At 62.2% G+C, this 24,059-nt stretch carries 26 protein-coding genes and 1 pseudogene; 14 read left to right on the forward strand and 13 right to left on the reverse strand.

Features of this window, described 5'->3' with window-relative positions:
• Window positions 1-37: 37 nt before the first annotated feature.
• The 3 genes from arsH to arsJ all read left to right on the forward strand — a co-directional run bounded on the left by arsH (window position 38) and on the right by arsJ (window position 3,064).
• Window positions 38-754: an arsenical resistance protein ArsH gene (arsH, locus tag HMPREF3173_RS01650; RefSeq protein WP_070571229.1), complete on the forward strand. Its 717-nt coding sequence runs from the start codon at window positions 38-40 to the stop codon at window positions 752-754.
• A 63-nt stretch (window positions 755-817) separates the two neighbouring features.
• Window positions 818-1,822: an ArsJ-associated glyceraldehyde-3-phosphate dehydrogenase gene (locus HMPREF3173_RS01655; RefSeq protein WP_070571230.1), complete on the forward strand. Its 1,005-nt coding sequence runs from the start codon at window positions 818-820 to the stop codon at window positions 1,820-1,822.
• Between the two features lie 9 nt (window positions 1,823-1,831).
• The gene (arsJ, locus tag HMPREF3173_RS01660) at window positions 1,832-3,064 is read left to right on the forward strand and encodes an organoarsenical effux MFS transporter ArsJ (protein ID WP_070571231.1); all 1,233 of its coding nucleotides are present in this window, start codon (window positions 1,832-1,834) and stop codon (window positions 3,062-3,064) included.
• A gap of 128 nt (window positions 3,065-3,192) precedes the next feature.
• Here the strand turns inward: arsJ and HMPREF3173_RS01665 are convergent, their stop codons facing one another.
• Window positions 3,193-4,086, reverse strand: a complete 894-nt coding sequence (locus HMPREF3173_RS01665; RefSeq protein WP_070571232.1) for a universal stress protein — start codon at window positions 4,084-4,086, stop codon at window positions 3,193-3,195.
• 162 nt (window positions 4,087-4,248) lie between these two features.
• Here HMPREF3173_RS01665 and HMPREF3173_RS01670 point away from each other — a divergent pair, with 162 nt between their 5' ends.
• Together HMPREF3173_RS01670 and HMPREF3173_RS24230 are read left to right on the forward strand one after the other, a co-directional pair.
• Window positions 4,249-5,145 carry a universal stress protein gene (locus HMPREF3173_RS01670; RefSeq protein WP_070571233.1) on the forward strand — a complete coding sequence of 299 codons (897 nt, stop codon included), beginning with the start codon at window positions 4,249-4,251 and terminating at the stop codon, window positions 5,143-5,145.
• 35 nt (window positions 5,146-5,180) lie between these two features.
• Window positions 5,181-5,288: pseudogene (locus HMPREF3173_RS24230) on the forward strand (ribose-phosphate pyrophosphokinase); the annotation flags it as partial.
• Window positions 5,289-5,327: 39 nt separating this feature from the next.
• Here HMPREF3173_RS24230 and HMPREF3173_RS01675 read toward each other — a convergent pair.
• Together HMPREF3173_RS01675 and HMPREF3173_RS01680 are read right to left on the reverse strand one after the other, a co-directional pair.
• Complete coding sequence (locus HMPREF3173_RS01675) at window positions 5,328-7,610, reverse strand: heavy metal translocating P-type ATPase (protein ID WP_070571234.1); 2,283 nt, start codon at window positions 7,608-7,610, stop codon at window positions 5,328-5,330.
• Between the two features lie 5 nt (window positions 7,611-7,615).
• Complete coding sequence (locus HMPREF3173_RS01680; protein WP_043209082.1) at window positions 7,616-7,867, reverse strand: Lpp/OprI family alanine-zipper lipoprotein; 252 nt, start codon at window positions 7,865-7,867, stop codon at window positions 7,616-7,618.
• A gap of 292 nt (window positions 7,868-8,159) precedes the next feature.
• Here HMPREF3173_RS01680 and ftsH point away from each other — a divergent pair, with 292 nt between their 5' ends.
• From ftsH to HMPREF3173_RS01695, 3 genes are all read left to right on the forward strand, one after another.
• Window positions 8,160-10,001, forward strand: coding sequence for an ATP-dependent zinc metalloprotease FtsH (ftsH, locus tag HMPREF3173_RS01685; RefSeq protein WP_070571235.1), 1,842 nt, complete (start codon window positions 8,160-8,162; stop codon window positions 9,999-10,001).
• A gap of 28 nt (window positions 10,002-10,029) precedes the next feature.
• A complete protein-coding gene (locus HMPREF3173_RS01690; protein WP_070571236.1) occupies window positions 10,030-10,455 on the forward strand; it encodes a potassium channel family protein in 426 nt (141 codons plus the stop codon).
• Between the two features lie 117 nt (window positions 10,456-10,572).
• Complete coding sequence (locus HMPREF3173_RS01695) at window positions 10,573-11,304, forward strand: ferredoxin reductase domain-containing protein (RefSeq protein WP_070571273.1); 732 nt, start codon at window positions 10,573-10,575, stop codon at window positions 11,302-11,304.
• On the opposite strand, the gene fnr is transcribed toward HMPREF3173_RS01695, so the two are convergent.
• Window positions 11,279-12,010: a fumarate/nitrate reduction transcriptional regulator Fnr gene (gene fnr / locus HMPREF3173_RS01700; RefSeq protein ID WP_070571237.1), complete on the reverse strand. Its 732-nt coding sequence runs from the start codon at window positions 12,008-12,010 to the stop codon at window positions 11,279-11,281. The genes HMPREF3173_RS01695 and fnr overlap by 26 nt on opposite strands.
• A gap of 320 nt (window positions 12,011-12,330) precedes the next feature.
• Between fnr and HMPREF3173_RS01705 the strand changes: the two genes are divergently transcribed.
• Window positions 12,331-12,900 (forward strand): GNAT family N-acetyltransferase, encoded by a 570-nt coding sequence (locus HMPREF3173_RS01705; protein ID WP_070571238.1) that lies wholly within the window; start codon window positions 12,331-12,333, stop codon window positions 12,898-12,900.
• A gap of 112 nt (window positions 12,901-13,012) precedes the next feature.
• Here the strand turns inward: HMPREF3173_RS01705 and HMPREF3173_RS01710 are convergent, their stop codons facing one another.
• From HMPREF3173_RS01710 to HMPREF3173_RS01725, 4 genes are read right to left on the reverse strand one after another with little or no spacing between them, the layout of a single operon-like run.
• Window positions 13,013-13,687 (reverse strand): phosphoribosyltransferase, encoded by a 675-nt coding sequence (locus HMPREF3173_RS01710; protein WP_070571240.1) that lies wholly within the window; start codon window positions 13,685-13,687, stop codon window positions 13,013-13,015.
• Window positions 13,688-13,741: 54 nt separating this feature from the next.
• A complete protein-coding gene (locus HMPREF3173_RS01715; protein ID WP_256543731.1) occupies window positions 13,742-14,386 on the reverse strand; it encodes a hypothetical protein in 645 nt (214 codons plus the stop codon).
• A gap of 19 nt (window positions 14,387-14,405) precedes the next feature.
• Window positions 14,406-15,773 (reverse strand): MBL fold metallo-hydrolase RNA specificity domain-containing protein, encoded by a 1,368-nt coding sequence (locus HMPREF3173_RS01720; protein WP_070571241.1) that lies wholly within the window; start codon window positions 15,771-15,773, stop codon window positions 14,406-14,408.
• Window positions 15,764-16,690, reverse strand: a complete 927-nt coding sequence (locus HMPREF3173_RS01725) for a universal stress protein (protein WP_070571243.1) — start codon at window positions 16,688-16,690, stop codon at window positions 15,764-15,766. The genes HMPREF3173_RS01720 and HMPREF3173_RS01725 overlap by 10 nt, the downstream gene beginning before the upstream one ends.
• Window positions 16,691-16,874: 184 nt before the next feature.
• On the opposite strand from HMPREF3173_RS01725, the gene HMPREF3173_RS01730 reads away from it, so the two are divergent.
• Entirely contained in the window at window positions 16,875-17,423 is a 549-nt protein-coding gene (locus tag HMPREF3173_RS01730) for a GNAT family N-acetyltransferase (RefSeq protein WP_070571277.1), read from the forward strand.
• 26 nt (window positions 17,424-17,449) lie between these two features.
• On the opposite strand, the gene HMPREF3173_RS01735 is transcribed toward HMPREF3173_RS01730, so the two are convergent.
• A complete protein-coding gene (locus tag HMPREF3173_RS01735) occupies window positions 17,450-18,373 on the reverse strand; it encodes a universal stress protein (RefSeq protein ID WP_070571245.1) in 924 nt (307 codons plus the stop codon).
• A 276-nt stretch (window positions 18,374-18,649) separates the two neighbouring features.
• On the opposite strand from HMPREF3173_RS01735, the gene HMPREF3173_RS01740 reads away from it, so the two are divergent.
• A complete protein-coding gene (locus HMPREF3173_RS01740) occupies window positions 18,650-18,898 on the forward strand; it encodes a hypothetical protein (RefSeq protein ID WP_070571247.1) in 249 nt (82 codons plus the stop codon).
• Between the two features lies 1 nt (window position 18,899).
• Window positions 18,900-19,700 carry a helix-turn-helix domain-containing protein gene (locus tag HMPREF3173_RS01745; protein WP_070571248.1) on the forward strand — a complete coding sequence of 267 codons (801 nt, stop codon included), beginning with the start codon at window positions 18,900-18,902 and terminating at the stop codon, window positions 19,698-19,700.
• Window positions 19,701-19,803: 103 nt separating this feature from the next.
• On the opposite strand, the gene HMPREF3173_RS01750 is transcribed toward HMPREF3173_RS01745, so the two are convergent.
• Window positions 19,804-20,223 carry a DUF6691 family protein gene (locus HMPREF3173_RS01750; RefSeq protein ID WP_070571250.1) on the reverse strand — a complete coding sequence of 140 codons (420 nt, stop codon included), beginning with the start codon at window positions 20,221-20,223 and terminating at the stop codon, window positions 19,804-19,806.
• A gap of 1 nt (window position 20,224) precedes the next feature.
• Window positions 20,225-20,662: a YeeE/YedE family protein gene (locus HMPREF3173_RS01755; RefSeq protein ID WP_070571253.1), complete on the reverse strand. Its 438-nt coding sequence runs from the start codon at window positions 20,660-20,662 to the stop codon at window positions 20,225-20,227.
• A 92-nt stretch (window positions 20,663-20,754) separates the two neighbouring features.
• On the opposite strand from HMPREF3173_RS01755, the gene HMPREF3173_RS01760 reads away from it, so the two are divergent.
• Entirely contained in the window at window positions 20,755-21,585 is an 831-nt protein-coding gene (locus HMPREF3173_RS01760; protein WP_070571255.1) for an alpha/beta fold hydrolase, read from the forward strand.
• A 150-nt stretch (window positions 21,586-21,735) separates the two neighbouring features.
• On the opposite strand, the gene HMPREF3173_RS01765 is transcribed toward HMPREF3173_RS01760, so the two are convergent.
• Window positions 21,736-22,449: a DUF72 domain-containing protein gene (locus HMPREF3173_RS01765; protein WP_070571256.1), complete on the reverse strand. Its 714-nt coding sequence runs from the start codon at window positions 22,447-22,449 to the stop codon at window positions 21,736-21,738.
• A 2-nt stretch (window positions 22,450-22,451) separates the two neighbouring features.
• Window positions 22,452-22,772, reverse strand: a complete 321-nt coding sequence (locus HMPREF3173_RS01770; RefSeq protein WP_070571258.1) for a hypothetical protein — start codon at window positions 22,770-22,772, stop codon at window positions 22,452-22,454.
• 174 nt (window positions 22,773-22,946) lie between these two features.
• On the opposite strand from HMPREF3173_RS01770, the gene hutC reads away from it, so the two are divergent.
• Window positions 22,947-23,699 carry a histidine utilization repressor gene (hutC, locus tag HMPREF3173_RS01775; protein ID WP_139146799.1) on the forward strand — a complete coding sequence of 251 codons (753 nt, stop codon included), beginning with the start codon at window positions 22,947-22,949 and terminating at the stop codon, window positions 23,697-23,699.
• Window positions 23,700-24,059 lie beyond the last annotated feature (360 nt).

A 24,059-nucleotide genomic window follows, 5' to 3' on the forward strand; every position in this document is an offset into this window, starting at 1 on the left:
GAGCAAAGAACGCCGTCCCTCTGCCAAGAGTGAAATCATGACCGAACACCCTATTCCCAACCTGGACAACGCACTCGTTGACCTGCCGACCGTGGACAAACTGGCGCGCGTGCAGACCTCCACGCACAAACCACGGATCCTACTGCTCTACGGATCGACCCGCGAGCGCTCCTTCAGCCGGCTGTTGACCGAAGAAGCGGCCCGCCTGCTGGAACACTTCGGTGCCCAGACGCGCATCTTCAACCCCTCGGGCCTGCCGCTGGCCGATGACGCCCCGGACGATCATCCCAAGGTCAAGGAACTGCGCGAACTGGTGCTCTGGTCCGAAGGCATGGTCTGGTGCTCGCCTGAGCGCCACGGCGCAATGACCGGCGTGTTCAAGTCGCAGATCGACTGGATCCCCTTGAGCATGGGCGCGGTGCGTCCGACCCAGGGCAAGACCCTTGCACTGATGCAGGTCTGCGGTGGATCGCAGTCGTTCAACGTGGTGAACCAGTTGCGTGTGCTCGGCCGCTGGATGCGCATGTTCACCATCCCTAACCAGTCGTCAGTGCCCAAGGCCTACCTGGAGTTCGACGAAGCCGGGCGCATGAAGCCGTCTGCGTACTACGACCGCGTCGTCGATGTCATGGAGGAACTGGTGAAATTTACCCTGCTGTTGCGCGACCGCGCCGATTACCTGGTCGACCGTTACTCCGAGCGCAAGGAGTCGGCCGAGGAACTGTCCAAGCGCGTCAATCAACGTTCCATCTGAACCCTTCACGACCTCTCCCCACCTCCGTTGGAGGTGGGCTTATCCCACTTCGAGCACAAGAACATGACAATCAAAGTAGGCATCAATGGTTTTGGACGTATTGGTCGTCTGGCGCTGCGCGCGTCCTGGGAGTGGCCAGAATTCGAGTTCGTGCAGATCAATGATCCGGCCGGCGACGCCGAAACCCACGCCCACCTGATCAACTTCGACTCGGTCCACGGACGCTGGCACCGCCAAGCCAATGCCGAAGGCGACTCGGTGGTGATCGAGGGCAAGCGCATCAAAGTCACCGCCAACAAGACGATCTCCGACACCGATTGGTCGGGCTGCGACCTGGTGATCGAGGCCAGCGGCAAGATGAAATCGGTGGCCGTGCTCCAGGCCTACCTCGACCAAGGCGTCAAACGCGTGGTGGTCTGTGCCCCAGTGAAGGAAAGCGGCGCGTTGAACGTGGTGATGGGCGTCAACCAGCACTTGTTCGATCCGGCGCAGCACCGCATCGTCACCGCCGCCTCCTGCACCACCAACTGCCTGGCGCCGGTGGTCAAGGTGATTCACGAGCACCTGGGCATCCGCCACGGCTCGATCACCACCATCCACGACCTGACCAACACCCAGAGCATTCTCGACACGCCGCACAAGGACCTGCGCCGTGCCCGCGCCTCGGGCATGAGCCTGATTCCCACCACCACAGGTTCGGCCACTGCGATCGCCGAGATTTTCCCCGAACTGCGCGGCAAGCTGAACGGCCATGCCGTGCGCGTCCCGCTGGCCAACGCCTCGCTGACCGACTGCGTGTTCGAAGTGGAGCGTGCGACCACGGCCGAAGAAGTCAACGCGCTGCTCAAGGCAGCCGCAGAAGGCCCGCTCAAGGACATCCTGGGTTATGAAGAACGCCCCCTGGTGTCCATCGACTACCGCACCGATCCACGCTCCTCGATCATCGATGCCTTGTCGACGCTGGTGGTCAACGGCACCCAGGTGAAGGTCTACGCCTGGTACGACAACGAATGGGGCTATGCCAACCGCGCAGCGGAGCTGGCCCGGCTGGTCGGCACGGCGGAGTAAGCAGCGATCATGAAGGCATTGTCTGCCCTGTCTTCGCAAGTCCGTCAGTACCTGCTGGTGACCGGCAATTACTGGGCTTTCACCCTCACCGACGGCGCCTTGCGCATGCTGGTGGTGCTGCACTTCCATGCACTGGGCTACACGCCGCTGCAGATCGCGGCGCTGTTCCTGTTCTACGAAGTGTTCGGGGTGATCACCAACTTGGTGGGCGGCTACCTGGGCGCGCGCCTGGGGCTCAACCGCACCATGAACATCGGCCTGGGCCTGCAGGTGCTGGCCTTGCTGATGCTCACGGTGCCGGCCGCCTGGCTGACGGTGCCTTGGGTGATGGCCGCCCAGGCGCTGTCCGGCATCGCCAAGGACCTCAACAAGATGAGTGCCAAAAGCACTATCAAGCTGCTGGTACCGGACAGCCAGCAAGGCACTCTCTACCAATGGGTTGCCCTACTCACGGGCTCGAAAAACGCGCTCAAGGGCGTGGGGTTCTTCCTTGGCGGCGCACTGCTTGCCCTGCTCGGCTTCACCCAGGCGGTGCTGGCCATGGCGACAGTACTGGCCTTGATCTGGCTCGCCAGCCTGATCCTGCTAAAAAAGGATCTGGGCAAGGCCAAGGCCAAACCGAAATTCCGCGACCTGCTGTCCAAGAGCCGGGCGATCAACCTACTCTCGGGCGCACGACTGTTTCTCTTCGGCGCCCGCGATGTGTGGTTCGTCGTGGCACTGCCGGTGTACCTGAGCACCGCCTTTGGCTGGGATTTCTGGCAGGTCGGCGGCTTCCTGGCCAGCTGGATCATCGGCTATGGCATCGTCCAATCGCTTGCCCCTCGCCTCACCGGCAAGGCGCGCGGTCATGTCCCCGACGGCCGGGCGGCCTTGGCCTGGGCCACCGCCCTCGCTGGCGTGCCCGCGCTGATCGCCTTGGGCCTGACTGCCGGGGCGCCAGCCCAGGTCGTGCTGCTCGGCGGGCTGATGCTGTTCGGCGTGCTGTTTGCGGTGAATTCGTCGCTGCACAGCTATCTGATCGTCAGCTATGCCAAGGAAGACGGCGTATCGCTGGATGTGGGCTTCTACTACATGTCCAACGCCCTGGGGCGGCTGATCGGCACACTGCTCTCGGGGTGGGTGTTCCAGGCGTATGGCCTACAGGCGTGCCTGTGGATCTCCTGCGCCTTCGTGCTGCTGGCGGCCTTGATTTCGGTCGCGTTGCCAAGGCATGCCAAGGGGGTTGTCGGTGCGCATTAGCCCCCCGGGCGGCCGTGCGACCGGCCACCAGGGTGACCGCACAGGACATCATCGAGTGCCACGTTCCTCCCTATGAAGTCGACTTTTGTATTGAGCTGGTGCGCCATGGCCGTGCACATAGCACCGTGTCAGACCGCAGGTGTCGGCTTGACCGCCAGAATGCTGCAGGGGGCACTGCCGATGAGTCTTTCGGTGGTGTCCCCAATCAGTTTGGCCCAACGCTTGGGCTGCACCACGCCCACCACGACCACATCGATCATCAGCGAGCTGATATGCGCCTTGATGATGCGAAGTGGCGCCCCCTCGACGAAGTACCGATGCGAATAGGCAATACCGTGCGCATCGGCCAAGGTATCGAACGGTACCCGCAGTGACGCTCGCACCTCCTGTGCCCATGGCTCGGCGAGCTCTGCATTGGCCAGCATGGCCATGGGCAGGTCGTAGGCCGACAACAGGTGCGCGTGCCCATTGCACTGGAGCGCCAGTTGCTGACCGGCCTCTATCAACTGGTGGTTGAGCACGTGCTGAGCAGGCTCGGGACTGGCCACGTCCACGGCAATCAACACCTGGGCCGGCATGGCCGGCGCATTGACCGGCACGAACTGGAACAGCCCTTGGCAGGCATGCAACAACGCATAGTCGAGCGAGGCCTGCGCGATCTGCCCAAACATCGAGCTGGCGGGGCAATCCTTGATCACCAGGTCAGGTGCGAACTTCGCAATATAGGCGGGGAGGAAATCACGCGGGTTGAGGGTCTGCACGGCCTCGAACGATGGACGGGGCCGGTGGGCGCACTGCTCGTCGAGCAACGCATTGAGCTCGGCATTGAAATGCACGAACGATGCTGTCGCTGCCGGGGGTTGCTGCAGTTCGTGGTGCAATCGCAGCTCCGTGGGCTCATAGACACCCAGTACATGCAACGCAGCGCCCGAAGCATCCGCCAACGCCAGCGCCCGAAGCAAGGCGGCCGGACATGACTCGGGCTGGGTCATGATCAAGAGAATCCGGCGGTACGGGCTCATAGGCCACCTCCCGGGACGAGGGTCGACACTCGCAGCCCCGTCATTATCAGAGCAGGTGCTGGCGCAAGCTTGATAAAAATCAAGGCTTGAAAGGCCCGATACGTCACCCTTGGCCTGTACCGATGCGCCTTGCTCAAGGCTGCCATCGCCGAGGAGGCCATCATGACTACCTATTCGCGACTCCTGTTGATCTGCCATCCAGACCTGCACCCCTCGCCCGCCATGGCCCGCGCGCAAGCGCTGGCCAGTGGCACGGGGGCTACTCTGCACCTTGTGGTGTTGAGCCAACTGCCAAGCCGCTTGGCGACGCTGGACCAGGTACTGCGCAGCAATGCCCGCAAGCAGGACGCCGAGCATCGCAAGGCCTGGCTGGCTGAACAGGTCGCGGCGCTGGGGGCGCTCGGCATCACCGCCTACGCCGAAACCGTGGACGAAGACGATCCGCTGAAGGACTTGATTCACCTGGCCCAACTGCATCGTGTGGAAATGGTGATCAAGGACATCAAGCACGAAACCGCCCTGAGCCGCGCCCTGCTCACGCCACTAGATTGGCAGTTGCTGCGTCGTTGCCCGATCCCTCTACACCTGGTGGCCCATGCCGAGCCCACGCTGCCAACACGTGTCATTGCCGCTGTGGAACTGGCCGAGAACGGCCCAACGATCCAGAAACTCAACGATCGCATCTTGCAAGCGGCACACACCCTTGCGCAGCGCTGTAAAGCGCAACTGCACCTGCTTCAGGCATACGAACCCAGCCCCAGCTTCGTTGCCTATGCAGCCGCCCCGGTGGCCTGGACCGAGGCGCTGGTCGAGGAAATGACCGGCCGCGCACGCGAGCGTCTGGCAAAGCTGGGTGCCGACCAAAGCATTCGGCAGGATCACCTGCATCTGGTGCGCGGACCCGCCAGCAAAGTCGTCAGCGAGTTCGCCAATCAACAGGGTTTCGACGTGGTGGTGATGGGAACGCTCTACCATGAAGGGCGCACCAAGGTTGTCGGCAGCACCACCGAGCAGGCCCTGTACAAGGTCCAGTCCAGCATTCTGGCCATTCACGGTTGAATGCGGTGGCGCACCGTTTAGGCTTGATGCTGGCCAAGGCAGGGCTGAGGGGCGAGCATCTGATAGGTGACGTGGCCGGCAGAACCGTCATCGTTTTCGACGACCTGATCAGCACCGGTCAGACACTGCTGCGTGCCGAGCAATTGCAGGACACCTGATACAGCAACCGCTTACACCCAAGCTCAGCGTCGATCCAAGGAGCGATACAGCGCGTCTTCCTGGTCGAAATGAAGCTTCGCCAGGGTGTCCAGGCGAACAAGCTGGTGCTGTATCTCTTCAGCGCTTGGAGCTCGCGTTGCCTGGCTGAAATCTTCGCTCATACGCGACAGCAGATGAATCAGGCGAAAGATTTCGCGGTGGGTATGGCTCATGGTCGACAGCGGATCTTCACCTGGCATGAAGCGGCTGAGCAGCGGGTAGAGCCGGCGTTCGTCATCGCGTTCGTGACGCTCCAACAGGTTGTGCAGTGCCGCGACCAGGTTGCGCAAGTCGGCCTGTGCCTTGTCGAGAGGACGACTAGAAAAGTCGCGGGCCATCTGGCTCAGGTCCGTTAGCACCCCCTCCAGTTGCCGGTGCTCATCCTCGAGCCGATCGATCGCGGCGACGTCGATGCCGGCGCGCCGCCTACCGGGCCAGGGCCCCAATGCGCGCAGGGCATTGCCGATGATCAGCAGATCGATCCCTTCCTGCAGGATGGCGCCGAGCAAGGCCGGCAGATAGCCTGCCGCGGCGATGAGCATGGCCAGCAACGACAGGCTCATCCCGGCCCACACGCCTTGCCGCGCGATGTGCACGGCATGCCGGGCAATATCCAGTGCTTCGACCAGCCGGTCGAATCGGTCCACCAGCAGCACCACACCCGCCGCCTGTGCCGAAGCGGTGACGCCAGACGCCCCCATGGCCACGCCGACATCGGCAGCGGCCAGGGCTGGAGCATCATTGATGCCATCGCCGACCATCAGCGTTGGCTCGCGGCGGCAGCCTTCCTGCACCAGGCGCACCTTGTCCTCGGGCGTCAGGCCAGAATGCAGTTCGTCGATGCCCGCAGTCAGTGCGATTGCCTGCGCCGTTTCCAGACGATCCCCCGTCAGCATGACGATCTTTTCGATACCTCGGTTACGGAGCAAGCGCAGGCTCTGGGGTGCTTCCAGGCGCAGGTTGTCGGCCAGCCTGATCATCCCTTTGAGTTGACCGTCGATCGCGACAAAACTGCCACTGCTGGCCAGGTAATCCAGCTGCTGCAAGCGCGCCTGCGCCCAGGCATCGCTTTGCGCTTCGCCTTGCACATAGCCCACCGCTCCCAAGCGCACGGCATGCCCCTGTACGGTGCCGGCAAGCCCTTGCCCCGGGGTCTCCTGCACATCCTGTGGCGGTGTCAGCGACAAACCGCGCACGCGAGCGGCCTGGACAATGGCCTGGGCGATCGGGTGCGAAGAGGCCTGTGCCAGCGAGGCGGCCCACTGCAGAAGCTGCAGCGGCAGCCCTTCACCCTGGAGCTCGATCGATTGCATCTGGGCATGACCGCCGGTCAAGGTACCGGTCTTGTCCAGAAAGACCTGCCGGATCCCGGCAAGCGCTTCCAGAACCTGGCCATCACGCACGAGGATGTTGCGTCGCGCGGCCCTGGAAATACCGGAGATGATGGCGATGGGCACGGCCAATATGAGCGGACAGGGGGTGGCGACCACCAACACTGCGAGCACGCGATACACATCGCCACTGAGCCACCAGGCGGCCCCTGCGACCAGCAACGTCAGCGCAATGAAGCCCAAGGCGTAACGATCGGCCAAGCGAACGAAAGGCGCGCGAGATCGACGCGCCGTTTCGGCCAGACGTACGATGCCAGCGTAGGTGCTCTGCGCTGCCGTGCGCGTGGCCAGTAGCAGCACTGGCGCGCCGGTGTTGGTCACGCCACTGGCCAGAAGCTCACCGCAATAGCGTGTGACCGGCAAGGACTCGCCCGTGAGCGCAGCCTCATCCAGTATCACCTGATCGCTCAGCAGACGACCATCGACCGGCACCACCTCGCCCAGGCGCACCCATACGATTTGACCGGGCTGAACTTCGTCCACGGGTACTTCACGCAGCCCGTCGTTTTCTTGAATCCAGGCACGCTGGGGAGCCCGCTCGATCAAGGCCCGCAGTTCGCGCTCGGCGTGTTGCAGGCTGAGCGCCTCCAATGCACGCCCGGTCGCCAGCATCAGCGCGACCACCGCACCGACCAGCATCTGCTCCAGCCACAGCGCCGCCAGGATCGACACCAGGGCGATGAGATCGATGCCAGCTTCGCGCCTGGCCAGGCGCCTGGCGATCTCCACGGCCAGCACCAGGGCCATCACACTGCTGCCTCCCGCCCAGATCAGCGCCGCCCAGGCAGGCTGCTGCGCGGCATAGGCGACCCCGCCAAACAGCAAGGCCACTGCACTCACGAGCAACAGGCCCGGGTCCAGCCAACGACGTGACATGGCGGTTACTTCTGTTTGGCCTGCCGCTGCAACCGTTGGACCTCTTGCTGGGTCTGGGTCGCGATGCGCAGCGCCTGGTTGGCAGTCTGCTCGACCAGATCGATCCGGTAGCAGACCTCGTCAGCGCGCAGCCTTGCGGTGGCGGCGTTGTTCTCCGCCGACTCCAGGCGCGCATCGATTTCCTCGGCGCGCCAAGGACTGCAGCCTGAAACGGATACCAGCACGATCGACAACCCGATAAGCAGATAGCGTCGCATGTCCATGCCCTCGCAGGTGCCTAAGATGACTTGAGTATCCGTAGCGCATCGGGCAGCGGCCTGACATTTATCAAGCTCCTGCGGCGTGGGCAGCACGTCGATCTTGACCTTTGTCAATCGCGCCGGGCCATCGACGGGTAAAAACAAGGACTAAAGGCAATGGCGTCGTCACGCTTTCAGGGGGCGGTGCCCGGCGTGAGGAAGGTCGACGATTGTCTGCTGATCGCCTGAAGCGCTTCATAGAATGCGTGGCACGAGGCCCGTCCAGTGATCGTCTCGAGGAACTGCGGCCATGAACAAAGATCAGCCATCGAAACTGTATTACCTGGCGATCGCGATCGCGCTGCTCACCGCCCTGCTGTTCAGTCTGTTCGACCGCTCGGCTGTCGCAACCCTCCCTTACAGCCAGTTCCTGCAACTGCTCGAACAGCAAAAAGTCAGTGATCTGCAAATCAAGCGCAATCGTATCCAGGGCAGGCTGCAGGAACCCATCGATGGGCGCCAACGGTTTTCCACCGTCCGCGTCGATCCGGCGCTGTCGGCGCAGCTCAGCCAGTCCGGGGTCGCCTTCACCGGTCTGGCAGAAGACAACACGGTCGCGGACTTGGCGGGCTGGTTACTGCCGTTGATGGTCATGCTCGGCGCCTGGTTCTTCATCTTCCGTGGGTTTGGGGAAAAGCAGGGGCTGGGGGGCTTGATGAGTGTCGGCAAGTCCCGTGCGCGGGTCTATGCCCAGCGGGACATCAAGGTCACCTTCGCCGATGTTGCCGGGATCGATGACGTCAAGGATGAACTGATCGAAATCGTCTCGTTCCTGAAAAACCAGGCCTGGTACGCACGCCTGGGGGCCCACGTCCCCAAAGGCACCTTGCTGGTCGGTCCCCCCGGAACCGGCAAGACCTTGGTGGCCAAGGCAATCGCCGGAGAGGCGGGAGTCCCCTTCTTCTCGATCTCCGGATCGGAGTTCGTGGAAATGTTCGTGGGCGTGGGCGCCGCCCGAGTGCGCGACCTGTTCGACCAGGCTCGACACGCGGCACCGTGCATCATTTTCATCGATGAGCTGGACGCCCTGGGCAAGATGCGCGGTATCGGCAACCTGGGTGGCAATGACGAGAAGGAGCAGACGCTGAACCAACTGCTGGCCGAACTGGACGGCTTCGATCCGCGCGAAGGCGTCGTGCTGCTGGCAGCCACCAATCGCCCCGAGGTGTTGGACCCGGCGTTGCTGCGCGCGGGACGATTCGACCGGCAGATCCTGATAGACCGGCCCGATCGCAAGGGCCGCCTGGCGATCCTGAAAGTGCACCTGCACAAGATCGTCTACAAGAACGACCTGGATTGCGAACGCATCGCCGATATCACGCCTGGCCTGACCGGCGCCGACCTGGCCAACCTGGTCAACGAGGCGGCCATCGTCGCCACCCGGCGCGCCAGTCAGTGGGTCGAACTGGAGGACTTCACCGCGGCGGTCGAGCGCCTGGTCGCTGGGGTAGAGCGCAAGAGCACCGTGCTGCGTGAAGACGAGCGCCAGGTCGTGGCGTATCACGAAATGGGCCATGCCCTGGCCGCCAGCAGCCTGCCGGCGATGGACCCGGTCCACAAGGTGTCGATCATCCCACGGGCCGCGGGCTCGCTGGGCTATACCCTGCAAAGGCCGACGGACGACCGCTTCCTGATCAGCGCGCAGATGCTCAGGGACCGTATCGTGGTGCTGATGGCAGGCCGTGCGGCCGAAAGCCTGGCATTCGGCCAGGTGTCCACCGGGGCCGCCGATGACCTGGGCCGCGCCACCGATATTGCCCGACAACTGATCACCCGGTTCGGCATGAGCCCTGAATTGGGCCAGGCAGTGCTGGAGCGCCAGCAGGCCAGTTACCTTGGAGACGCCCTGTTGCGTCAGGAGCACAAGGATTACTCCGAGCAAACGGCGCGGGAAATCGACCTTGGCATTCGTGAGCTGCTCGAGCAGGCCTACAAGCGAGCCCAGGCATTGCTTGAGCAACGCCGTGCCGATCTGGACGCAGGCGCGCGCTTGCTGCTGGCCAAAGAAACCATCACGCCCGAGGAGTTTCCCGCCCTGCAGCCGCAGCTCAAGGAGCCTGTGGCATACCCATTGATCGGCACTGCAAAATAATCACCCGATTTCGGCCAGGGTGCCTGCCATGCTCACCGTCACGCTGATCAACACACTGGTCGTGATTCTTGTGGTGATCATTCACTACGAATGCCTTCTGCGCCTGAACGACTGGCTGCCACGGCTGAAGCTATGGAGCCGCTTCCGGATCGTGGTCGGTGTGTTCGGGGCGCTGCTAGCCCACGCATTGGAGGTGTGGTGCTTCGCCCTGGCCTACTACCTGATGGCCAATGCCGAAGGCTGGGGCTCGTTCAGTGGCAATTTCGACGGCACGTTCATGGACTGCGTGTACTTCTCCTTCACCACCTACACCACCATCGGCTTCGGCGACATCGCCCCCACGGGCAATCTCAAGTACCTCACAGGCCTGCAGGCGCTGACAGGCCTGGTGTTGATCACCTGGACGGCATCGTTCCTGTTCCTGGAGATGCAGAAGTACTGGAAGGCCAAGTAGCGATGCGTCATCGGCTGAAGGAAGCCCTCGGATGCCGGTTTGACCCTGATCAAAGTGCGCCTGTGGCAGAGGCCTAGCCTGAAGCAAGCACGTAACGCTTGCACGTTCGAGGCGCGTATGAGGCGGGAAGACAGCGGAGGCGTCCGGTTACTGGAAGTGTTACCGGGCCCAGGCATCCAGCAATGCTTGCGCCTGGAGCTGTGCGGCTCGCAGCTCACGGAAGCGATGCCGGGCCAGTACTGCCTGCTGGGCAGCCAAGGCGTTGACCTGTCATGCAGCTACGTCAGCCTGCCAGGCATGGCCAGGCGCTTCACCGTGACCACGCATCGCACCCAAGCATTGGGGCAGGCAGGTGATGTTCTCGATTACTCAGGGCCGCTGGGCAGCGCTTGGCCGATTCCGTTGCACAGTACGCGGCTGCTGGCGATCACCCGAGGAGAAGGGATCCTGGCGCTTCTTGGCTGCCTGGATGAAATCCTCTGCTGGCTGCCCTGGGTGCAGGTGCAACTGTCACACGAAGGCTTCCCCCACGATCAGCTACCCGATGATTGTCTCCACAGGCTCTCGACGCTGTCTCCCCTGCCCCGCAACAGCTGCAGCGGATGGGCGCAACTTGCAGATCAACTGACGCATTTCAAGCCCGACACCGTCTACTGCTGCGCGCCGGCGCACATCGCCCGCCAAGCCGCCCGCCTGTGCTGGCAACACGGCGTACCTGCACAGCGTATCTGGCTACGTACGGATCAAGTGGCGCCCCAAGCAGAGCGCTGGCGATCTGCGCTGGAAGGCCCGGTGCAACGCTATGACCGGGTGCTCGCGATGCTCAACCGGCCTCCTCCACCCGGGTGAGATTGACCAGGCTTTGCTGGTCGACAAGCCGGACTTCCCGACCGACGCATTCAATGAACCCTGCCTGGGTGAATCGGCTGAACAGCCGGCTGACGGTTTCAAGCGTCAGATCCAGGTAATTGGCAATGTCGCCTCGGGACATGGGCAGTCTGAACAGGTCGGTACGTAGGCCTCGCTGGTGATACCGAGCCGACATGCCCAGCAGGAATATCGCAAGGCGCTGGTCGGCACGCCCATGGCAGCAGCGCAGGTGTTCATCCTTGCCCTGGATCCCCAGGCTGAGCATGTGCAACAGCTGGTAGCGCAAGCCTGGAATCTGCCCCGACAGGTCAACCAGTTGATCGAGCTTGATCGAGCAGACCAGCGATATGTCCAGCGCCAGGGCGTAGCTTCGGTAATGACTGGCACCGATGGCATCCAGGCCCAGCATTTCCCCCGGCAGGATGAATCCGCTGACCCGCTCGTTGCCTTCGGCGTCGAGCAGGAAATTCTTGATGGCCCCTGAGCGCAGGGCAAACACGTGATCCATGGGCTCATCGGCCTTGAACAGGTACTCGCCCTTCTTTAGCGGGCGATTCCGGCGCACGATGTGCTCGAGCTTGTCCACTTCGTCAGCACTGAGGCTGGCGGGCAGGCAAAGCCGGCTCAACGAGCACGCAAGGCACTTCACCTGGGGCCTTGCCCCCAAATCTTCAGAGCCTGACATGACGATGCCTCCGCTTTCTCATGCAGGGCATATATAAAAACTAGCTGCTTCGTCTGAGCCATGCGCCATGGCCGACCAAGGGTCATCTGCCTCCCTGCCTGAACCTGAGCAAGATCAAGACAAGCCCGCGAGCCCTCGTCATGCTCATGCGCCAGGCAATCGTTTCCGGTGACCCCAACGGTTACCTGAGCCGAGGATAGACCTCGACGCGAGCGGCTGCGATGACCGGCAACCGGGCACTTGATAACGATCAAGTCGATCAACGCCTGAACGTTGAAACTGAATCTCCATCGTCCTTTTTTGCAAACGAGGAAATTGCCATGGCGACCGCCGATATGACCCCTAAGCACACCGCACCCTCGTTCCCCGTGCCCTCCGGCGAGCACTGGATCGAAGCACTCGACAATGGCACCCATGTCCTGATCAGGCCCTTGCAACCCAAGGACCGCCAGCGCGAGAAAGCCTTTATCGAACGGCTATCCCCAGAATCGCGTCATTTCCGCTTCCTGTGCCAGCTCAAGGAGCCTGGCGAGGCAATGCTCAACCAACTGATGGATGTCGACCAAGACCGGCACGCCGCCTATGTCGCGCTTGCCCACGTCGATGGCGAACTTCAGGAAGTGGGCATTTCCCGCTATGCCGCCTGCGAGAAGGACGACGAGTGCGAATGCGCGGTAACGGTCCTCGACAGTTGGCAGCATCACGGTCTGGGCCGTCTGCTGCTCGAACACCTGATCGACCATGCCCGCAGCAGAGGCCTGCGAGCGATGTATTCGATCGATGCCGCCTCTAACGTAGCGATGCGTGATCTTGCCCAGGCGGCGGGGTTCACCACGACCCGGGATCCGGATGACGCAAGTCAAGTCATCCATCGCCTCTCGCTGGTCTGAAACGGTGTCGCGGCGGCCCTTCAGGGCCGCCCTCAGCTATCCATCTGGGGGGGATGACGTTGATGAACGCACCTTCGAACAGCTTGCTGGAGAAACTCTACGACCGGCAGTCTCACGTTGACTCACGCAAGCTTGCCTTGTGCATGAGCGCCAGGACTTCTTCGTCGGTGGTCTGTGGAAAATCCAGGTACCAATAGCCGACTGAGACCATCCGCTCCGGCACCAGCGGGCAAATGACCTGTTCCACCTTTGCGCACAGGGCGTCGAGCGTATCCGGGGGCGAGACCGGCACCGCAACCACGATGCGCGAAGGCGCCTGTGCCCGCACCGCTTGAACGGCGGCCATCATCGAGGCGCCTGTGGCCAGGCCGTCGTCGATAAGGATTACCACTTGGTCCTTGAGCTGCAGCGGTGGGCGATTGCCCCGGTATTTCTTTTCCCGTCGCAGCAGTTCCTGGGTTTCCTGGTCCAGCACAGTTTGGAAACGGGTGCGGTCGATGGGATACGCCCGGAGCGCATCGTCATTGAGAATGCGGATGCCCCCGCTGGCAATGGCGCCCATGGCGTACTCCGGATGCGAAGGCAGGCCGAGCTTGCGCACCACCAGCAGGTCCAGGCGAAGCCCGAGGGCCGTGGCAACTTCATACGCCACTGGCACACCACCACGGGGCAATGCGAGCACGATCGCATCAGGCCTGTTGGTGTATTCACGCAGCGGCTCCACCAGGGCTCGACCGGCTTCGGTGCGGTTCGCAAAGGTAGTCTGCCGTGCAAGATCCTGAGTCATGGGAGCCTCCTGCGTCGCGACGGACGCCTGTTGATTCGATCGCCTATCGCGCCTCTAGGGCATCGCCTGGGCGGCCTCTTCGGGCAGCAAGTCGAACTGCGCCAGACAGCGCCGCTCATCCGCCGGCGTCAAGGCTTTGAGGGTGCTCGCTTGCTGCAACGGTGTCTCGAACAACGCCAGTCGGATCACGCCATTGCGGTCCAGAAAGGTCTGCGCCAGGCATGAGCACACCGGCCTGCCCACCAGAGTGGCGAGAGGCTCGTCCTGGGGCGCCTGCACCTGGGCCTGCAAGTTGGCCTGGCATCTATCCACGATACGCTCCACGGAGCGGCCGGCCAGCCAGAGCGTGCTGGCGCCGAGCACAGCCAAGAGCACCAGCATGCCCAGTAACACATTCGACTCCCGGGCTACCGCCCGGATGAAGGCGAGCCTGGCCTGCCAGCCGGTGGTCTGCCCTTCGAAAATGGCTTTGCCCACTGTGCGCCTCACGCCGCGCTGCACGGCCCATCCCACCGCGATACTCAAGACCAGTAACGTCAACAAGACCGCGGGATCACGCATCGGCAGGCGCCAGGACGGGCCCAACGCCTGGTAGGCAGAGGCGGCCACCACCCAGGTGACGATGGCCATGACCCAACCCAGACTCCCCTTGGGCCGCTGCATCCATGCTTTGAGTTTTGCCCTTGCTTGTGTATCCATGACAGCCTCCCGCGCCCGGCTAGCGCACAGGGTCTATGGCAACGGTTTCCTGATGTTCGGGTACGCAGACCTGCCATCCGAGTTCGAGGCTGATACGCCGGCGCAAGGTGTCGGCCGCGTGCGGCTCGCCATGGATGACATAGGTCTGGCGAGGCGGTCGGGCGAACCCGCGCAACCACTCCATGATTTCGTCAGCATCGGCATGCGCCGAAAGATTCTCCATCGCATACACCTGCGCCCTGATGGGCACATCTTCGCCATGCACGCGCACGCTGTGCGCGCCGGCGACGATATCGGCGCCGCGTGTACCACCGGCCTGGAAGCCCGAAAACAGGATGCTGTTGCGGGGATTGGGCGCCAGCGCCTTGAGGTGATGCAGTACCCGCCCGCCGGTCGCCATGCCGCTGGCGGCAATGATCACCGCCGGCTCGCGCAGCTGGTCCAGGCGCCGGGACTCATCGACGGTGCGGATGATGTGTGTGCCCCTGCACATCGCAGCGCACTCCGCCGGTGACAAGCGGTGCTCGCCCCTGAACTGCTGGTACAGGACGGTGGCATCGGTCGCCATCGGGCTGTTGAGATAGACCGGAATGTCCGGTATCAGCCCGTCGCGTTTGAGCTTGTACAGGTAGTACATCAGTAGCTGGGCTCGGCCCACGGCGAAGGATGGCACCAAGGTGATGCCATGGCGCAGGAGCGTCTGGTTGATGACCTGGGCCAGGTACTGCTCGGTGGATTCGTCAGGATGCTTGCGATCCCCGTAGGTGGACTCCACCAGCAGTACATCTGCCGTCCTGACCAGTTCGGGCGCGTGCATGATCGGGTCCTGCGGGCGCCCCAGGTCGCCGGAAAACAGCAATCGCTGGCCGTCGGCGGTGATCTGCACGGTCGCAGCGCCCAAGATATGCCCGGCCGTACGCAACAGAAGCTCCATGCCCTCGGCAACCACGGTACTGTGGTGCAACTCTACCGGGCGAAACAGCGCCAGTGCGCGCTTAGCATCCTGCTCGGTATAGAGCGGGCGCGCCGGTGAATGCTTGGAATAGCCATGCCGGTTGGCGTGCTCGGCCTGCTCTTCTTGCAACCGGGCGCTGTCAAGCAGCAGGATTTCGGCCAAGGCGCAGGTGGCCGGCGTCGCATAGATCGGCCCGCAATACCCTTCGCGTGCCAACACCGGGAGGTACCCGCTGTGATCGAGGTGAGCGTGGGTCAGCACCACGGCATCGAGCGCACGCAGGGGGGCGGGCAAAGGCTCCCAGTTGCGCAGGCGCAACTGCTTGTAGCCCTGGAACAGCCCGCAGTCGATCAGCACGCGGGTGCTGTCGCGGGTCAACAGGAATTTGCTGCCGGTCACGGTGCCGGTACCGCCTAGGAAGGTCAGTTGCATGGCTGCGGCTCCCAGGTCTGGATCACATGGGGATGAACCGCCAGCACACTGCAAGGCGGTCGGCTGACGATGCGTTCAGTGGTATCGCCCAGCAGCTTGTCCAATCCCTTGGGCTGCACGACGCCCATGACCACCAGGTCCGTATCCAGCACGGCCACCTGCTCGCGAATGACCTGCACAGGCCCACCTTCCTTGAAAAGCCGACGATCCTGGGGGACGCCTTCGGCATCGGCCAGGGTGTCGAAAGGCTCTTGGAGGGCGCTGCGCATTTCGTCGATCCACGCCTGGGTCACATTCATGTCCGAGGCAAACACCCCCGCCAGGTTGTACGCCGACAGCAGGTGCAGCTGCGCATCGCACTGCAGGGCCAGCGCTTGCGCGGCCTGGACCAGCCCGTGATTGAACAGCGCCTGGGCCTCAGGGGTATCGCTGAAGGCGGTGTCCACGGCAACCATGATGCGTTTGGGCAGCGACACCGCCGCCGTTGGCACGAATTGCACCATTCCCTTGAACCCACGCATCAGCGCGCAGTCCAGCGGCGTGCCGAACAGCCGCGCCAGGGCCGGCGCCGCTTCGCTGTCCTTGATGACCATGTCGGGTTGCATTTCGCACAGGTAATCGATGGCCTGGCTGCGAATGTCTTCGGCATGAAGGCTGTCGACCGTCAGCGCGACACCGCTGGCCCGGTGCCGGTCGACCAGCTGCGCGAGGCGCTCGCGGTAGTGGTTGAACTGGCGCTTGATATCCGCCTCGTTCAGTCGCTCCTCCCGTAGCAGGTGCTCTTCGCTGGGTTCGAACAGCCCCAGTACATGCACGCTGGCCCCGCTGACATGGGCCAGGGCAAGCGCCCTGCGCAGGGCCGCGGAATGCGGATCGATGTCGGTAAGCAGCACCAGCAGTTGTCGATACTGACCCATGGCGGACCTCCGGGCTTGCACGGCAGGAGTAGGGATGCAATCGATGTTCGGTGAACAGCACCCTCGCCGCTTGATGCAGATCAGAAAACCGCTTGTCCCGCATGAACTTGACGATTGTCAGAACCGGACCGGGCCGCCGCGGTACAACGGTTCGCAGGGTATCGACCGGATCATCGGAGGCGACATGAACAAGCAACCCGTCAAGCAGCCGGACGTGGAGGAACATTGGGTGGAGCATCTTGCGGATGATGCTGTCGTACTGATCCGCCCACTGCGCGATGAAGATCATGAACGGGACAAGCGCTTTCTCAGCACGATCACCTATGAGTCACGGCGCTTTCGCTTCATCGCCGGGCTCAGCAGCGGCTTGCCCAACCTGGATCCACGGCTGATGCCGGTGGACTACCACCGGTGCATGGCATACGTGGCACTTGCGCATGAGGACGGCCAACTCAGACAGGTCGGCGTGAGCCGCTATGCAGGGATTCCCGGCAGCCACAGTTGCGAATGCGCAGTCGCAGTCAGCGAACAATGGCAACGCAAGGGCCTGGGCAGGTTGCTGCTCAAGCACCTGATCGACGCGGCCCGGCGCAATGGCTATCACTGCATGGTGTCCAGGGACCTGGCAAACAACTATGCCATGCACCGACTGACCAAGGCGCTGGGCTTCACCTCACGTTACCTGGGGGGCGATGTCAGCGAGATCCTCCACGAGCTGGATCTCAGAACCTGAAACAAGGCCCTTGCGGGCCTTGGATGTCAGCCTCGGGAGCGTTCCGGCGAGATCACCAGCACGCTGCTGTCGAGCCGGTGCAGCACCCGCTCTGCCGTACTGCCAATGAACCAGCCAATACCATGATGGTGATAGCTGCCCATCACCAGCACGTCGGTGTCGTTGTTCTGCATGTACAACGCCAGGCCCTTGGCCGGATCGCCGACGCGCATGTGACGGTGCTCGGCGGCGATACCATTGCGCTCGGCCAGCGCCTGGAACGCCTCGCTCTGGGCTTCGTGAAGGGTCTTGAACAGGTTCGTGTCGAACAGAAACGAGTGCTCGCGACCACCGCCGGCGTCAACATACATCGAGCCCAGGTCATAGACGTACAGCAGGTCGATCTGGGCATTGCATTGCAACGCCAGCTTGAGCGCTTCACTGATGATCTGGTCGTTGAGCCCCTCGATCTGATCTTCGGGCCGGGACAGGTCCACCGCCGCCAGTATCTTGCGTGGCAACGCATGACTGGCCTTGTTCACCAGATGCAGGGGGATGCTGGTTTCGCGTAGCAGCTGGATGTCCAGCGAGGTGAACATCGCGCGTACCCACCACGGCTCGTGCTCGAGCGCCTTGATGAGCATGGCGAATTTCTGCTCGCGCAGATGCACCAGGATCTCGTCCAGCGGATTCTGGACCCACACCACCTCGGTGGTGACCGTCACGCCATTGCGTCGCATCGACAGTGCCTGGGTTTCCAGCCACTCACGGTGTTGGCGCACATACCCATCGCGCATGACGGCAAGGGCCTGGTCGTTGACCATCCCCGCGGTGGCAAGCCCTTCGAGGTAGTCGAAGGCCACGATGTGCAGGGGCATGCCCTTGGCCTTGGCCAGCGCGGCGGCTCGGTCATAGACCGGCGTGCGACGCATCAAGGGCGACACGATGAGCAAGAGTCGTTGATTGTCCATGACACACCTCTGCGGTTGGGGAAGCGTGCCTCGATCATCTGCTACCGGCGCCTGCCCGACTTGATGTTTATCAACTCGAACGGCTCAGACAAACGGCTGCCACGGCGAACCAAGAACTTGACACGGATCAAAGCTCCAAAGCATTTACGGCGCACGCTAACCCCACAGCCACAGCAATCGTGCAATGCCCCCCTGGTCTTCAGGGCCGTCGGCAGGACGCCATCGCACTACGAATCGATACGCAAGTCCTTGCTCACGCGCGCTCTGGAGGTTCCGATGAACGTCTATATCGAGGTAAACGCCGATCAGCACCGCTGGTGTGTCCACATGGACCAATGGCACGTTGGCTTCAGAACGCCGGATGAGGCCGAACAGTTCGTCGAACGACTCACCGCCCGGCTCAACGCCCCCCATTCGCTGGACATGCTCGCCGACAGCCCAATCTGGAACCAGATGGCGGGCAGGCATGCGCAGCTGTCCGCCAAGGCAATGCCATCGCTCGGGCGATGCGTGAAGGAGGCCTGAAATGACCAGTCAGATCAGGGTCCGGATGCTTGACCAGCCCATCCCCTCAGCCAAGGCGACCCCCATCCACCTCAAGCCGCTAGCGTCCCCGTGCCAGGAATGCCGGGTCAGCGGGCTGTGCCTGCCAACCGGCCTGCCGGTAAGCGACAGTAGTTGCCTGGGCAGCTTGGTGGGCCCACGCATACGCATCAAGAAAGGCGCTGCGCTGTTCAATGCCAATGCACCGTTGGATACCCTCTATGCCGTGCGCTGCGGCAGTTTCAAGACAAGCCTGAACAATGCCGAAGGCTTGGGTGTGGTGATCAATTTCTGGATGCCAGGCGATGTGCTAGGGCTCGACGCCATTGCCACTGAGTTTCATGTGTGTGACGCCATCGCCCTTGAAGACAGCGAAGTCTGCCCTATTCCCTACCGGCGGTTGCAATCGCTGGCTCGGGACTTTCCCGTCCTGCAGCAAAGCCTGAATCGCTTGATGAGCAGGGAAATCGTACGCGAGCACGAACGTGTGCTGATGCTGTGCAACCTCAGTGCCGAGGAACGGCTTGCCAGTTTCCTGCTGGGCTTGTCCAAGCGCTTCGTCAGCCGGGGCTATTCCGCTCATGGCTTCATGCTACGCATGTCGCGGGAAGACATGGCCTCCTACCTGGGACTGCGCCTGGAAACGATCTGCCGGTCGGCCGCCCGCTTGCGTGCCCTGGGTATCGCCGACTTGCACGGCCGCCTCGTCGAGATTCTGGACATGCCAGCACTGGTGGCCCTGGAACAGGGCTGCAGCGATGCCCAGCGTCCTGCCATCACCTAGAACGTTCGCCATTACGTCTTGGACTACCTGAACATGGCTCTGGCCGTTGTCGCTCGACACGATATGGATAGGCCTGCGGCAAGGTACAGGTTTAATCCGCCCATCAATGACGACGATGCGTTTCGATCCATTGGAACAGCGCCATACCGGCGAGCATCGCGACAACGAACAACCAAGCCTGCCAATACCCGGCCGGTAGCAGGACCAGCGCCGGCCCAGGGCAGACACCCGCCAGCCCCCATCCGACGCCAAACAGCAGACTGCCCCCGACAAGCCGGCGATCCACATCGCGTCGGTCTGGCAGTTGCATCTTGCCGCCCAGCACCGCCACGCCATGCCGGCGTGCCCAGGCCATGGGCAGCAGCGCCACACCGATAGCGCCCACCATCACCAATCCCAGGGAGGGATCCCACTGCCCGGCAAGGTCGAGAAACCCAAGCACCTTGGCAGGATTGGCCATACCCGCCAGCAACAACCCCATGCCGAACAGAATCCCTGCGATAAAGCCACTGATACGGGACATGTCAGCTTCCTTGCAGAAGATGTCGAATGACAAAGACAGTGAGAAAACCTGTTGCCATGAAGCACAGCGTGGCCACCAGCGAACGGGGTGACAGTCGAGAAATACCGCAGACACCATGGCCACTGGTGCAGCCACTGCCATAGCGCGTGCCCAAGCCGACCAGCAGACCGGCCGTTGCCAGTACCCACGGGGCCGAAGCGAAGTGCGCGGGTGGCAGCGTCGAGAACAGCATCCATAACAACGGCGCCGCCAGCAGGCCCAGGAGAAACGCGAATTTCTCGCCACGCCCCTCAGCCCGACGCTGAAACACCGAGCTGAGCAAACCGCTGATTCCCGCAATGCGTCCGTTGGCGACCACGAACAGGCCGGCCCCCAGCCCAATCAGTGCGCCGCCGGCCAAGGCCGACCAGGGTGTGAAGGCCATCCAATCAATTGTCATCGCATCCTCCGCGATCAAGTCGAGCCCAATCTCAATTTTAATCCTACAGTTGATGGGCAGTGCCGAACTTCACCTACACAGGAGATGCAAGCATGGGATACGTCACAACCAAAGACGGCGTTGAGATTTTCTACAAAGACTGGGGGCCCCGCGATGCGCAGGTCATCCATTTCCACCATGGCTGGCCGCTCAGTGCCGATGACTGGGATGCCCAGATGCTGTTCTTCCTGGCCCAAGGGTTTCGTGTGGTGGCGCACGACCGCCGCGGCCATGGGCGCTCGAGCCAGGTATGGGATGGCCATGACATGGACCACTATGCCGATGATGTGGCTGCGGTGGTCGATCACCTTGGTACCCATGGCGCCGTTCATGTCGGCCACTCCACAGGTGGCGGCGAGGTCGTGCACTATATTGCCCGCCATGGGCAGGATCGCGTGTCCAAGGCGGTCATCATCAGCGCGGTGCCGCCGTTGATGGTCAAGACCGACACCAACCCTGGCGGCCTGCCCAAGTCGGTCTTCGACGACCTGCAGGCCCAGCTTGCCGCCAACCGCGCGCAGTTCTACCACGACGTCCCCGCAGGCCCGTTCTACGGCTACAACCGCCCGGGCGCGAAGCCTTCGCAAGGCATCATCCTCAATTGGTGGCGCCAGGGCATGATGGGCGGCGCCAAAGCTCACTACGATGGCATCGTTGCGTTCTCGCAAACCGATTTCACCGAAGACCTCAAGCGCATCACCCTTCCCGTTCTGGTGATGCACGGTGACGATGACCAGATCGTGCCCTATGAGAACGCCGGCGTGCTCTCGGCCAAGCTGCTGCAGAACAGTACGCTGAAGCTCTATGCCGGCTACCCTCATGGGATGCCGACCACCCACGCCGAGACGATCAACGCTGACCTGCTGGCCTTCATACGCGGCTAGGCTGGTGCATGTTCCGTTGCGCCCTGTGGGAGCAACTCCACCCGCGAACTTCGGCAACACCGGTGCCAGCTACCGAGTCGCATGCTTCGCGGGTGGATTTCCATCGACAGGTACGGGGTGGCCCGAAGCGCGGCCATGCACCTTGAAGCCTCAGCACAGAACGCCCTGAAGCGTCAGCGCATTGCTCAATGCCGCACCCGACGCGGTGTTGTCGAAAATGCACCAGGTGGGTATCCCGGCTGCACGGCTACGCTGCAACTGTTCGGCCAGGCTTTGCAGGTAGGCCGCGGGATATTCGCTGTGGTAGATCCGCGGTTGACCATGAAGGCGCCAATAGACCAGCCCTGGCCAACCACCAGGGCGGGCATCGGTCTCAAAGCGTGAGGGACTGGCGGCTACTTGCGCGATCTGCAGGTCGATCAACAGCGGCTGTGCCAACTGCCAGCTACTGTGCCTGGGCTCGAGCGCTATCGATCCGCTGTACCGCTCACGCAAGGCTTCGAAGAAACGTCCGGCACTGCCAACGTCGTACCTCAGCGAGGGCGGCAATTGCACCAACAAGCAACCCAAGCGGCTGCCTAATTGCCCGCATTGACCCAGGAACTCATCGAGGACCTCAGTGCATCCTTGCAGGCGCAGGTCATGAGTGATGATCTTGGGAAGTTTCACCGCGAAGCGAAAGTCTTCCGGCACGGACGATGCCCAGCGTGCGTATGTGCCAGGCCGGTGGGGGCGATAGAACGAGCTGTTGATTTCCACTGCGTTCAATCGCGCGGCGTATCGCTGCAGGTGGCTGCCAGACTGCACGAACTCATCGGCGTACTCGCGCGACAAGCTCCAACCCGCACACCCCAGATGAATCATTCCTACCTTCCTGTATTAGCCCTCGCTGCAAGGCCGGACCGTCCCACTTGCGCCTCCTTGCCTTGGGCGGCCAACTGCCTGGCATGGCCCACCCCCCACATCAAGGCCCGAGTCATGGTCTCGCCGGGGCGCTGGTCGTATATCTGTTCACACACCACATTGCCGTCCGCGTCGTAGACACCGATGAACAGTTGCGTCGCCCCGGTGCGCGACAAGCGCGTCTGCACGTCGAGGCAGGTGCCATCGTCGAGGGTCTGCTCATGGGTCTGATGATGCAGGATCGGATCGCACCATTGTCGGTACGTCTCGCCTCTCTTTTTCATGGGATGCCCCTTGCTGTGTTGTCTTACATAGAGCACCAGGTTTGCCCAACTGATCGAAATCAATTCGCGGCACCGGACAGCCGGCTTGGCCGACCCTGTCGTTCATAGCAAGCGCCTTGAAGTAAAGGGTAAACTGGTACCCGTTCGCCCCCACTTATCACCCAGGAAAAGACAGTGCCCCACTCTTCTGACGATCGTGCATCTTTGGCCGCTTTCGCTCTGGAAAGCCCTGCCCCGCTCTATGCAAGAGTCAAAGACATCATCCTTCAGCAGATCCGTACCGGCGTCTGGGGACCGAACTTCAAGCTGCCCTCCGAGAGCGAGCTGTTCAATCAACTCGGCGTCAGCCGGATGACCATCAATCGGGCGTTGCGCGAACTCACCATCGAAGGCGTGCTGGTGCGCCTGCAAGGCGTAGGTACTTTCGTGGCGGAACTCAAAGGCCATGCCGCGCTTTTCCAAATACACGACATCGCCGAGGAGATCACCAAGCGTGGTCATCAGCATCGCAGCGACGTGGTGCTGCTTGAGGCGCTTGCAGGTAAAACGCCGGCCTCGCTGCCCTTCTCTCTGGATGAGGTCCAGGACCTATTCCACTCGGTGCTGGTGCATTACGAAAACGATATTCCGGTGCAAATCGAAGAACGTTTCGTCAATGCCGACATCGCACCCGATTATCTCAAGCAAGACTTCACCCGGATCACGCCCTTCGCCTATCTGATGCAGCTCGCCCCACTGACCGAGGCCGAGCACATGGTGGAGGCCATCCATGCAACACCAGCTGAGTGCAAGTTGCTGCACATCAAACGCACCGATCCTTGTCTTCTCATCCGGCGTCGCAGCTGGTCTGGCAAACGGCAAGTGGGCTGCGCTCGGCTGATCTATCCAGGCTCCCGTTATCGCCTGGAAGGCCGTTTCGGCCAGTAATTTCGTTCAAGGACGACCATCGACTGGAACCGGTCGATGGTATTTCCCTTTGAGTTTGATCAAAAATTTTTGACCTTTCGTCGCCGCTTCGCGCCCCGCCCCGTCATATAGACAGCGTTACCTGAAACGCAACCAACTGAAAAACATAGGTATTTTTCTTTCGCTTGGCGGCTGAATCCATTCTGCCGAGTGTACAGAGGATCGGTATGTCTCATGTTGTATATACAGGTTGATATATGGTTGTATGTATATGAGCCCATACAACACTCCCGACACCACAATCACAAAAAAGGAAACCGCCATGACAGCTTCCCGATTCCGCGACACTGAAATCCGCGCCCCGCGTGGCAACAAGCTGAC

The organism is Pseudomonas sp. HMSC08G10 (genome assembly GCF_001808425.1).
GTDB lineage: Bacteria > Pseudomonadota > Gammaproteobacteria > Pseudomonadales > Pseudomonadaceae > Aquipseudomonas > Aquipseudomonas guariconensis.

What these genes read in the sequence shown, in the direction of transcription:
- arsH (WP_070571229.1), top strand. Translation starts at nt 38, where the DNA reads ATGACCGAACACCCTATTCCCAACCTGGACAACGCACTCGTTGACCTG.
- HMPREF3173_RS01655 (WP_070571230.1), top strand. Translation starts at nt 818, where the DNA reads ATGACAATCAAAGTAGGCATCAATGGTTTTGGACGTATTGGTCGTCTG.
- arsJ (WP_070571231.1), top strand. Translation starts at nt 1,832, where the DNA reads ATGAAGGCATTGTCTGCCCTGTCTTCGCAAGTCCGTCAGTACCTGCTG.
- HMPREF3173_RS01665 (WP_070571232.1), bottom strand. Translation starts at nt 4,086, where the DNA reads ATGAGCCCGTACCGCCGGATTCTCTTGATCATGACCCAGCCCGAGTCA.
- HMPREF3173_RS01670 (WP_070571233.1), top strand. Translation starts at nt 4,249, where the DNA reads ATGACTACCTATTCGCGACTCCTGTTGATCTGCCATCCAGACCTGCAC.
- HMPREF3173_RS01675 (WP_070571234.1), bottom strand. Translation starts at nt 7,610, where the DNA reads ATGTCACGTCGTTGGCTGGACCCGGGCCTGTTGCTCGTGAGTGCAGTG.
- HMPREF3173_RS01680 (WP_043209082.1), bottom strand. Translation starts at nt 7,867, where the DNA reads ATGCGACGCTATCTGCTTATCGGGTTGTCGATCGTGCTGGTATCCGTT.
- ftsH (WP_070571235.1), top strand. Translation starts at nt 8,160, where the DNA reads ATGAACAAAGATCAGCCATCGAAACTGTATTACCTGGCGATCGCGATC.
- HMPREF3173_RS01690 (WP_070571236.1), top strand. Translation starts at nt 10,030, where the DNA reads ATGCTCACCGTCACGCTGATCAACACACTGGTCGTGATTCTTGTGGTG.
- HMPREF3173_RS01695 (WP_070571273.1), top strand. Translation starts at nt 10,573, where the DNA reads ATGAGGCGGGAAGACAGCGGAGGCGTCCGGTTACTGGAAGTGTTACCG.
- fnr (WP_070571237.1), bottom strand. Translation starts at nt 12,010, where the DNA reads ATGTCAGGCTCTGAAGATTTGGGGGCAAGGCCCCAGGTGAAGTGCCTT.
- HMPREF3173_RS01705 (WP_070571238.1), top strand. Translation starts at nt 12,331, where the DNA reads ATGGCGACCGCCGATATGACCCCTAAGCACACCGCACCCTCGTTCCCC.
- HMPREF3173_RS01710 (WP_070571240.1), bottom strand. Translation starts at nt 13,687, where the DNA reads ATGACTCAGGATCTTGCACGGCAGACTACCTTTGCGAACCGCACCGAA.
- HMPREF3173_RS01715 (WP_256543731.1), bottom strand. Translation starts at nt 14,386, where the DNA reads ATGGATACACAAGCAAGGGCAAAACTCAAAGCATGGATGCAGCGGCCC.
- HMPREF3173_RS01720 (WP_070571241.1), bottom strand. Translation starts at nt 15,773, where the DNA reads ATGCAACTGACCTTCCTAGGCGGTACCGGCACCGTGACCGGCAGCAAA.
- HMPREF3173_RS01725 (WP_070571243.1), bottom strand. Translation starts at nt 16,690, where the DNA reads ATGGGTCAGTATCGACAACTGCTGGTGCTGCTTACCGACATCGATCCG.
- HMPREF3173_RS01730 (WP_070571277.1), top strand. Translation starts at nt 16,875, where the DNA reads ATGAACAAGCAACCCGTCAAGCAGCCGGACGTGGAGGAACATTGGGTG.
- HMPREF3173_RS01735 (WP_070571245.1), bottom strand. Translation starts at nt 18,373, where the DNA reads ATGGACAATCAACGACTCTTGCTCATCGTGTCGCCCTTGATGCGTCGC.
- HMPREF3173_RS01740 (WP_070571247.1), top strand. Translation starts at nt 18,650, where the DNA reads ATGAACGTCTATATCGAGGTAAACGCCGATCAGCACCGCTGGTGTGTC.
- HMPREF3173_RS01745 (WP_070571248.1), top strand. Translation starts at nt 18,900, where the DNA reads ATGACCAGTCAGATCAGGGTCCGGATGCTTGACCAGCCCATCCCCTCA.
- HMPREF3173_RS01750 (WP_070571250.1), bottom strand. Translation starts at nt 20,223, where the DNA reads ATGTCCCGTATCAGTGGCTTTATCGCAGGGATTCTGTTCGGCATGGGG.
- HMPREF3173_RS01755 (WP_070571253.1), bottom strand. Translation starts at nt 20,662, where the DNA reads ATGACAATTGATTGGATGGCCTTCACACCCTGGTCGGCCTTGGCCGGC.
- HMPREF3173_RS01760 (WP_070571255.1), top strand. Translation starts at nt 20,755, where the DNA reads ATGGGATACGTCACAACCAAAGACGGCGTTGAGATTTTCTACAAAGAC.
- HMPREF3173_RS01765 (WP_070571256.1), bottom strand. Translation starts at nt 22,449, where the DNA reads ATGATTCATCTGGGGTGTGCGGGTTGGAGCTTGTCGCGCGAGTACGCC.
- HMPREF3173_RS01770 (WP_070571258.1), bottom strand. Translation starts at nt 22,772, where the DNA reads ATGAAAAAGAGAGGCGAGACGTACCGACAATGGTGCGATCCGATCCTG.